Consider the following 7,665-nt stretch of genomic DNA (forward strand, 5'->3'; position numbering starts at 1 on the left):
GTCCGGGCCGACGCTGCCGCCGACACCGGTCTTGACGTGGCCGCTCGGCCGGTGGCCGCCGTCCTCGTGGCCCCCGCTGCCGCCCCAGTCGCCGCCCGAGCTGTGGCCCCCGGACCCGCCCGAGTCGTGGCCGCCCGAGCTGTGCCCGCCGGAGTCGTGGCCTCCGGTGGAGCCGCCCGAGTCGTGCCCGCCGGAGTGCTTGACCACCAGGTCGCCGGTGGCCGTCCGGCCGTTGTCGCAGGCCACGGCTATCGCGTAGCTGCCGGACTTGGTGTGCTTGGGGACGCGGAAGCGCCCGACCGCGGTCTCCTTGTGGGTGCCGGGCTTGAGTGCGAACTCGCCCGCGCCCAGGGACTCCGCGTCGCCCACGCCCCGGCCGTTCTTCCCGCAGGCGGTGGTGTTGACGGTGACCGTGTCGCCGGCGCTCGCCGGGGAGGGGTAGACCTCCAGCGAGCCGCGGTCGCCGGCGTACGCGGCCGGCCCGGCGAACGCGCCGAGCGAGACGACCGCCAGCGCGGTACCGGTCAGCAGGCGGGCAGTGGTGCGCATGGGGTCCTCCGGTGCCGCGCGGCCGTCCGTGTACGGGGACCGGCGGCCATGTCCTGGAACGGGTGACTGCTCGAACGGGTGACTGCTCTTGTTCCGAGGTAACGGCCCGGTCCCGCGCGCTGCCTGCTGACAGGGCGTCAGGCAGGCCGCACGGCCGCCTTCGCGGCGCCGCGCGCGGGGCGTCACCGCAGCTCAGCGCCGTATCCGAGCGCCGTTCGCCGTGATCCGGCCGAACGGGTAACGGGGCGTGGCCCCGCGCATCCGGCCGGTCGCTTGACCTCAAGCAAGGTTGAGGGACCAGGCTGCCGGGCATGGACGACGACAGCGCCGAGCGCGCCACCGCCACGACCGCCCCCCTGACCGCCGACGCCACCGCGGCCTCCGCCGCCACCCCGGCCCGCCTACGGCTCGCCGTGGTGATCGCCAGCAACCGGGAGGGGCGGTTCGGGCCGGTCATCGCGGAATGGTTCCTCGCCCACGCCCGTGCCCATGCCGAGTTCGCCGTGGACGTGGTCGACCTCGGGACGGCCGAGCTGCCGACCGCGCTCTCGCGCGACCCCGGCCCGACCGCCCGGGAGGCGCTGGAGCGGATCAGCCCGGTGCTGGCCGCCGCCGACGCCTTCACCGTGGTCACCCCCGAGTACAACCACTCCTTCCCCGCCTCCCTCAAGGCCCTGATCGACTGGCACTTCACCGAGTGGCAGGCCAAGCCGGTGTCCTTCGTCTCCTACGGCGGGATGTCCGGCGGCCTGCGCGCGGTCGAGCAACTGCGGCAGGTCTTCGCCGAGATGCACGCGGTCACCATCCGCGACACCGTCTCCTTCCACGGCGCGCACGGCCACTTCGACGCCGCCGGCGCGCACCGGGACCCAGCGGAGCCGGCCGCCGCCGCCAAGGTGCTGCTCGACCAGCTCGCCTGGTGGGCGCACGCCCTGCGGGACGCCAAGGAGGTCCGCCCGTACGCCGGGTGAGGCCCGGGCCCGGGCCGGGGCGGCGTACCGTGAGACCGGCCCGGTCCCCCTGGCCGCCCCGGCCGCCCCGCGAGGAGTGAGCGACAGCGATGAGCAGCGAGAGCAGCGACAGCAGCGCGATCCCGGCACTCACCGTGCTGACCACCACCGACAGCGCCGAGAAGGCGGAGAAGCTGGCCCGCGGGGCGGTGGAGGCCCGGCACGCGGCCTGCGCGCAGGTCTCCGGGCCGGTCACCTCGGTCTACCACTGGAACAACGCCATCGAGACCAGCCAGGAGTGGCAGGTCTTCTTCAAGACGACCGAGCGCCGCTACGACGGTCTGGAGGCGTATCTGCTCGCCGCGCACGACTACGAGACGCCCGAGATCCTGGCGCTCCCGGTGGTCCGCGGCGGGACCGGCTACCTGGCCTGGCTGGCCGCCGAGACGGGGGCCGCGCCCCGGTGAGCGGCGACCCCGGGACCCTCCCGCTGCCGTTCTTCGTCTACGGCACACTGCGCCCCGGTGAGCCCAACCACGCCCGCTGCCTGAGCGGCCGCACCGGCGCGGAGGAGCCGGCCCGGCTGCCCGGGGCGCTGCTGTACGACGGCCCCGGCTACCCCTACCTCGCCCGCGCGGCCGACGGCGCCGCGGGCGGCGGGGTGCTGGGGGAACTGGTGACGGCCGCGCCGGGGGAGTACGCGGGGCTGCTGCGGGACCTGGACGCGCTGGAGGAGTTCCTCGCGCCCGGGCACCCGCTCAACGCCTACGAGCGGGAGGTGTGCGAGGCGGTCCGGCTGAGCGACGGAGCCCCGGTCCGGGCCTGGGTGTACGTCGCGGGGCCCGCCGTCCGCCTGGGCGCGGCCATCAGCGGCGGCGACTGGCTCAGCCGGCAGGGGGCGCCGGGTCCCGGGGCGTCGGCCCTGGACCCGGCAGCTCCAGACGCACCGCGCAGGTCTTGAACTCGGGCATCCGGGAGACGGGGTCGAGCGCCGGGTTGGTGAGGGTGTTGGCGCGGCCCTCGCCGGGCCAGTGGAACGGCATGAACACGGTGTCGGGCCGGATGGCGTCGGTGATCCGGGCCGGGGCCACCGCGCGCCCGCGCCGGGAGACCACGGCGACCGGGTCGCCCTCGGCCACCCCGAGGCCGGCGGCCAGCCGGGGGTGGAGTTCGACGAACGGGCCGGGGGCGGCGGCGTTCAGCTCGGGCACCCGCCGGGTCTGCGCGCCGGACTGGTACTGGGCGACCACCCGCCCCGTGGTGAGCACCACCGGATAGGCGGCGTCGGTCTCCTCGGCCGCCGGCCGGTGGGTGACGTCCGCGAACCGGGCCCGGCCGTCCGGGGTGGCGAACCGGTCCAGGAACAGCCGGGGCGTGCCCGGGTGGTCCGGCGCCGGACAGGGCCAGAACACCCCGCCCTCCTCCGCGATCCGGCGGTAGCCGATGCCCGCGTAGTCGGCGGGGCCGCCCGCCGAGGCCCGGCGCAGCTCCTCGAAGACCTCCTCCGGGTCGGTGGGGAAGCCCTTCTCCCAGCCGCCCAGCCGGGCGGCCAGCCCGTGCAGCACGGCCAGGTCGCTGCGTACGCCCTCCGGCGGGTCGACCGCCCGGCGGCGCAGCAGCACCCTGCCCTCCAGGTTGGTGGTGGTGCCGGTCTCCTCCGCCCACTGGGTGACCGGCAGCACGACGTCGGCGAGCGCGGCGGTCTCGGACAGCACGACGTCCGCGACGGCGAGGAAGTCCAGCGAGCGCAGCCGCCCCTCGACATGGGCGGCGCGCGGCGCGGAGACCACCGGGTTGGAACCGGCCAGCAGCAGCGCCCCCACCTCGCCGCCGAGCGCGTCGAGCAGCTCGTAGGCGCTGCGGCCCGGGCCGGGCAGCGCGTCCGGGTCGACGCCCCACACCCCGGCGACGTGGGCGCGGGCGGCCGGGTCGGTGAGCTTGCGGTAGCCGGGGAGCTGGTCGGCCTTCTGGCCGTGCTCCCGGCCGCCCTGCCCGTTGCCCTGCCCGGTCAGGCAGCCGTAGCCGGAGTAGGGCCGGCCGGCCCGGCCGGTGGCCAGGCACAGGTTGATCCAGGCGCCCACCGTGTCGGTGCCCTTGGCCTGCTGCTCGGGCCCCCGCGCGGTGAGCACCATCGCGCTGTCCGGCGCGCAGAACAGCGCCACCGCCTCCCGCAGCCGGGGCGTCGGCACCCCCGTGATCCGCTCCACCAGCGCCGGCCAGTGCGCCATCGCCGCGGCCCGCGCCCCGGCCCAGCCGGTGGTCCGGGCGGCGACGAACTCCTCGTCCACCCGCCCCTCGGCCACCACCAGGTGCAGCAGCCCCAGCGCCAGCGCCAGATCGGTGCCCGGCCGGGGCGCCAGATGCAGGTCGGCCTGCTCGGCGGTACGGGTGCGGCGCGGGTCGACGACGATCAACCGGCCGCCGGCAGCGCGCAGTTCGGTGAGGTAGCGCAGGGCGGGCGGCATGGTCTCGGCCAGGTTGGAGCCGACCAGGATGACGCAGCCGCTCTTCGGGACGTCCTCCAGGGGGAAGGGCAGTCCCCGGTCCAGCCCGAACGCCCGCTGGTGCGCGGCCGCCGCCGAGGACATGCAGAACCGGCCGTTGTAGTCGATCTGCGAGGTGCCCAGCACCACCCGGGCGAACTTGCCCAGCGCGTACGCCTTCTCGTTGGTCAGCCCGCCGCCGCCGAACACCCCTACCGCGTCCGCCCCGTGCCGCTCCCGGACGCCCCGCAGCCCCTCGGCGACCCGGTCCAGCGCCTCGTCCCAGCCCGCCGGCCCAAGCCGCCCGGTGGCCGGGTCGCGCACCAGGGGCTCGGTCAGCCGGACCGCCCGCGCCAGCACGGCGGGCGCGGTCCGGCCCTTCCCGCACAGCGCCCCCCGGTTGACGGGGAAGTCCGGGCGCTCGACCACCTCCGCCGCGTCCGGGCCGTCGGCCGGGCGGAGGTTCATCCCGCACTGGAGGGCGCAGTAGGGGCAGTGGGTGGGGGTGAGGCCGGTACGCATGCCTGCCAGCCTGCGCCCGGCCTGTTACGCCGGTCGGCCCGCCCGGTGACGCGCGCGGAACGGCGGCCTCAGCGCGGCGGAGGACCGGCGGTGAGGGCCGGCGGCGAGGGCCGCCAGGCCCTAGGGGAGGCCCGTGGCGGCCGCCGCCAGCGCGTCGGCGACGCCGGGCTCCGCGCGGCCGAGGAAGACCGGATCCGGCCGCAACGCCGCGTCCAGCGCGGCCTTCCCGGCGGCGGCCAGCTCGCGCACGCCGCCGTAGTACCAGGTCACGTCGTGCGGCTCGTCGACGCCGACGCCGTACGCGTCGATCCCGGCCGCCCGGCACAGGGCCACCGCGCGCTCGATGTGGAAGCCCTGGGTGACCAGCAGCGCCCGTTCCACGCCGAAGATCCGGCGGGCCGCGCGCAACTGTCCCAGGTGTCGAAGCCGGCGTGGTCGCTGACGATCCGTCCGTCCGGCACCCCGCGTTCGCGCAGGTAGCCGCGCATGGCGTCCGGCTCGTCGTAGTCGGCGCGGCTGTTGTCCCCGGTGACCAGCACCACCTTGGCCTTGCCGGCCCGGTACAGCGCGGCGGCGGTGTCCAGCCGGTGGGCGAGGTACGGGGTGGGGCGGCCGTCCCGCAGACCCGCCCCGAAGACGACCGCCACGTCATGGGCGGGGGCCGAGGAGGCGGTGCGCAGCCGGTCGTCGGCGACGGCGTGCATCCAGGTCGCGGGCGCCAGGGCCAGCACGCAGCCCAGCATCACGGCCTGCACCAGCCGCCGGCGCCGCCGTCGACCGCCGGCGGCCGCGGCCCCGTCCGGGCCGGCCCCCCGACCGGGAGGCGCGACCTGGCCTTGGCCCTCCCGGAGCACTGCCCCGTCCGCTTCCGGCCTTCGCGTCGGCCGCCGCACGCCCCGCATCGGACCCCCTGATGCCCGCCGGACCGCCTGCGGTCCGGCTCCCTCCCCTGCCACCTGGGACGACGCGCGTGGGGCGTCCTCGGTTCACCGCCCCGGCGGCGCGGTCGGCCCCGGGGCGGGCGGCGCCGGCAGCGGCGGCACCCGGGCGAACGACTCCGGCGTGGGCGGCACCTGGCCGGCCGGCCCGAGCGCGGGCACCGCGGGCGCGGCCGGCGACGGGGCGGCCGGCGACGGGGCGGCCGGCGACGGGGCGGCCGGCGACGGGGCGGCCGGCGACGGGGCGGCCGGCGACGGGGCGGCCGGTCCCGCCGCGGGCGCGGCCGGCGAGGCGGGCCGGCCGCCGTACAGCAGGGCGGCCAGCACCGCGCCCAGCAGCCCGCCGAGCAACTGCGCGGCGATGAAGCCGGGCAGCGACGCCGGCGCGATCCCGGTGAACGAGTCGGTCAGCGAACGCCCCACCGTCGCCGCCGGGTTGGCGAACGACCCGGAGGAGGTGAACCAGATCGCGGCGGCGATGTACGCGGCGACCGCGACCGGGGCCAGCGCGGCGCGGCCGATCCGTTCCAGCCCCTGGATCAGCAGCACCAGCCCGGCCGTGGCGACGACCTCCCCGAGGAGCAGATGCCCGTCCGAGCGGAGCTGGGTGGACCAGGCTCCCGGCGGCCGCCCGAACATCGCCTCGGCCAGCAGCGCCCCGGCCACCGCCCCGGCCGACTGGGCCGCGACGTACAGCGCCACGCCCCGGCCGGTCAGCCCGGCCGCGCCGCGCCGCCCGGTCCACCAGACCGAGAGGGTGACGACCGGGTTGAGATGCGCCCCGGACACCGGTGCGAACAGCGCGATGAGCAGGCCCAGACCGATCGCCGAGGCCAGCGAGTTGGCCAGCAGCCGCACCCCGGTGTCCTCGCTCAGCCCGCTCGCCTGGATGCCGGAGCCGACGATGACCGCCACCAGCGCCGCGCTGCCGACGAACTCCGCCACGGCCCGCCGCGGCAGCGTCCCCTGCTCACCCGCCATGACCCACCCCACCCTTTCCCCCTCGATCCCTCGCATCTCGACGGGATCTTTCTCATCGCGGAATCAACATTCCGTTGAACGGAATGGATGGCACCAATGTAAGGGCTGCCGGCCCGTCCTGACAGCCGTCTCCCGCCGCCGGTGAGCCGGTCGACACACCACCGCCCGCCGCCGCGCAACGGCCCGGCAACACCTGGGCGCGACCATGCGGGGTACCCGGGACCGACCACCCCCTACGAAGGGCGCAGCCATGGACGCCGCCACCCTCGACCACGCCGGGGCGGGACCGCCGTGGGCCGCCCCCGCCGGACGTCCGCCCGCGCTGGTCGCCGTCGCCCACGGCAGCCGCGACCCCCGGGCGCTGCCGACCGTGCGGGCGCTGCTCGACGCGGTGCGCGCCCTGCGGCCCTGGCTGCCGGTCCGGCTCGGCCACATCGAGCTGAACGAGCCGCTCCTCGACCGCGCCCTCGCCGACCCCGCCCTGGCCCCCGACCCGGAGACGGCCCCCGGCCCGGCGGCGGCACACCACGAGTCCGCGCCCGACGCCGTACGCCCGCCTGAGGCCGTACCCGCGCCCGACGCCGTACTCGTGCCGCTGCTGTACGGGCCGGGGCACCATGTGCGGCACGACCTGCCGCGGGCCGCCGCCCGCGCGCCGCATCTGCGGGTGCGCACCGCCGAGCCGCTCGGCGGGGACCCGCTGCTCGCCCGGGCGCTGCACGGCCGGCTCTCCGAGGCGGGCTGGCGTCCGGGCGACGCCGCCCGCCCGGACACCGCCGTGGTCCTGGCCGCCGCCGGCTCCCGCGACCCCGGCTCGGCCGCCGCCGTCCGCCGCACCGCCCGGCTGCTCGCCGCCCGGCTCGGCGGCGGCGTCCCGGTCGTCGCCGCCTACGCCTCGGCGGCCGCGCCCGGCGTCCCCGAGGCGGTCGCCGCGCTCACCGCGCGAGGACGCCCCCGGATCGCCGTGGCCTCCTGCTTCACCGCACCCGGGCTGTTCGCCACCCGGGCCGCCGAGGCCGCGCCCTGGCTGGCCGCCGCCCCACTCGGCCCGCACCCCGCGCTCGCCGAGCTGGTGCTGCGCCGCTACGACCAGGCCCTCGCGGCCGGCCCCGTCGTCCACCCCGGCGACCAGCGGCGTCAACCCGCCTGCCGGTGATCACCCCTGCGGGGTTCATCCCCCGTCCGGGCGGTTACCTTCAACGCATGAACGGCACCGACGGCCCCACCCCCTCCTCGTACGAC

At 77.6% G+C, this 7,665-nt stretch carries 6 protein-coding genes and 2 pseudogenes; 4 read left to right on the forward strand and 4 right to left on the reverse strand.

Annotated features, from left to right (window positions below):
• Positions 1 to 549 (reverse strand): hypothetical protein (locus tag C6N75_RS31000; protein WP_181160649.1); only part of this gene is annotated, 549 nt, incomplete at its 3' end.
• Positions 550 to 860: 311 nt separating this feature from the next.
• On the opposite strand from C6N75_RS31000, the gene C6N75_RS27745 reads away from it, so the two are divergent.
• From C6N75_RS27745 to C6N75_RS27755, 3 genes are all read left to right on the forward strand, one after another.
• The gene (locus C6N75_RS27745) at positions 861 to 1,520 is read left to right on the forward strand and encodes an NADPH-dependent FMN reductase (RefSeq protein WP_105871613.1); all 660 of its coding nucleotides are present in this window, start codon (positions 861 to 863) and stop codon (positions 1,518 to 1,520) included.
• A gap of 89 nt (positions 1,521 to 1,609) precedes the next feature.
• Positions 1,610 to 1,966, forward strand: coding sequence for a divalent-cation tolerance protein CutA (gene cutA / locus C6N75_RS27750; protein WP_105871614.1), 357 nt, complete (start codon positions 1,610 to 1,612; stop codon positions 1,964 to 1,966).
• Positions 1,963 to 2,460, forward strand: a complete 498-nt coding sequence (locus C6N75_RS27755) for a gamma-glutamylcyclotransferase family protein (RefSeq protein WP_105871615.1) — start codon at positions 1,963 to 1,965, stop codon at positions 2,458 to 2,460. The genes cutA and C6N75_RS27755 overlap by 4 nt, the downstream gene beginning before the upstream one ends.
• Here C6N75_RS27755 and C6N75_RS27760 read toward each other — a convergent pair.
• From C6N75_RS27760 to C6N75_RS27770, 3 genes and pseudogenes are all read right to left on the reverse strand, one after another.
• Positions 2,384 to 4,504 carry a molybdopterin oxidoreductase family protein gene (locus tag C6N75_RS27760; protein WP_105871616.1) on the reverse strand — a complete coding sequence of 707 codons (2,121 nt, stop codon included), beginning with the start codon at positions 4,502 to 4,504 and terminating at the stop codon, positions 2,384 to 2,386. The genes C6N75_RS27755 and C6N75_RS27760 overlap by 77 nt on opposite strands.
• 120 nt (positions 4,505 to 4,624) lie before the next feature.
• Positions 4,625 to 5,247 (reverse strand): annotated as a pseudogene (locus C6N75_RS27765) (SanA/YdcF family protein).
• Positions 5,248 to 5,712: 465 nt separating this feature from the next.
• A pseudogene (locus tag C6N75_RS27770) lies at positions 5,713 to 6,423 on the reverse strand (aquaporin); the annotation flags it as partial.
• 250 nt (positions 6,424 to 6,673) lie between these two features.
• Between C6N75_RS27770 and C6N75_RS27775 the strand changes: the two are divergent.
• Entirely contained in the window at positions 6,674 to 7,579 is a 906-nt protein-coding gene (locus C6N75_RS27775; protein WP_105871618.1) for a sirohydrochlorin chelatase, read from the forward strand.
• The last annotated feature ends 86 nt before the right edge of the window (positions 7,580 to 7,665 follow it).

Source organism: Streptomyces solincola, from assembly GCF_002982015.1.
In the GTDB taxonomy this organism is placed as follows: domain Bacteria; phylum Actinomycetota; class Actinomycetes; order Streptomycetales; family Streptomycetaceae; genus Streptomyces; species Streptomyces solincola.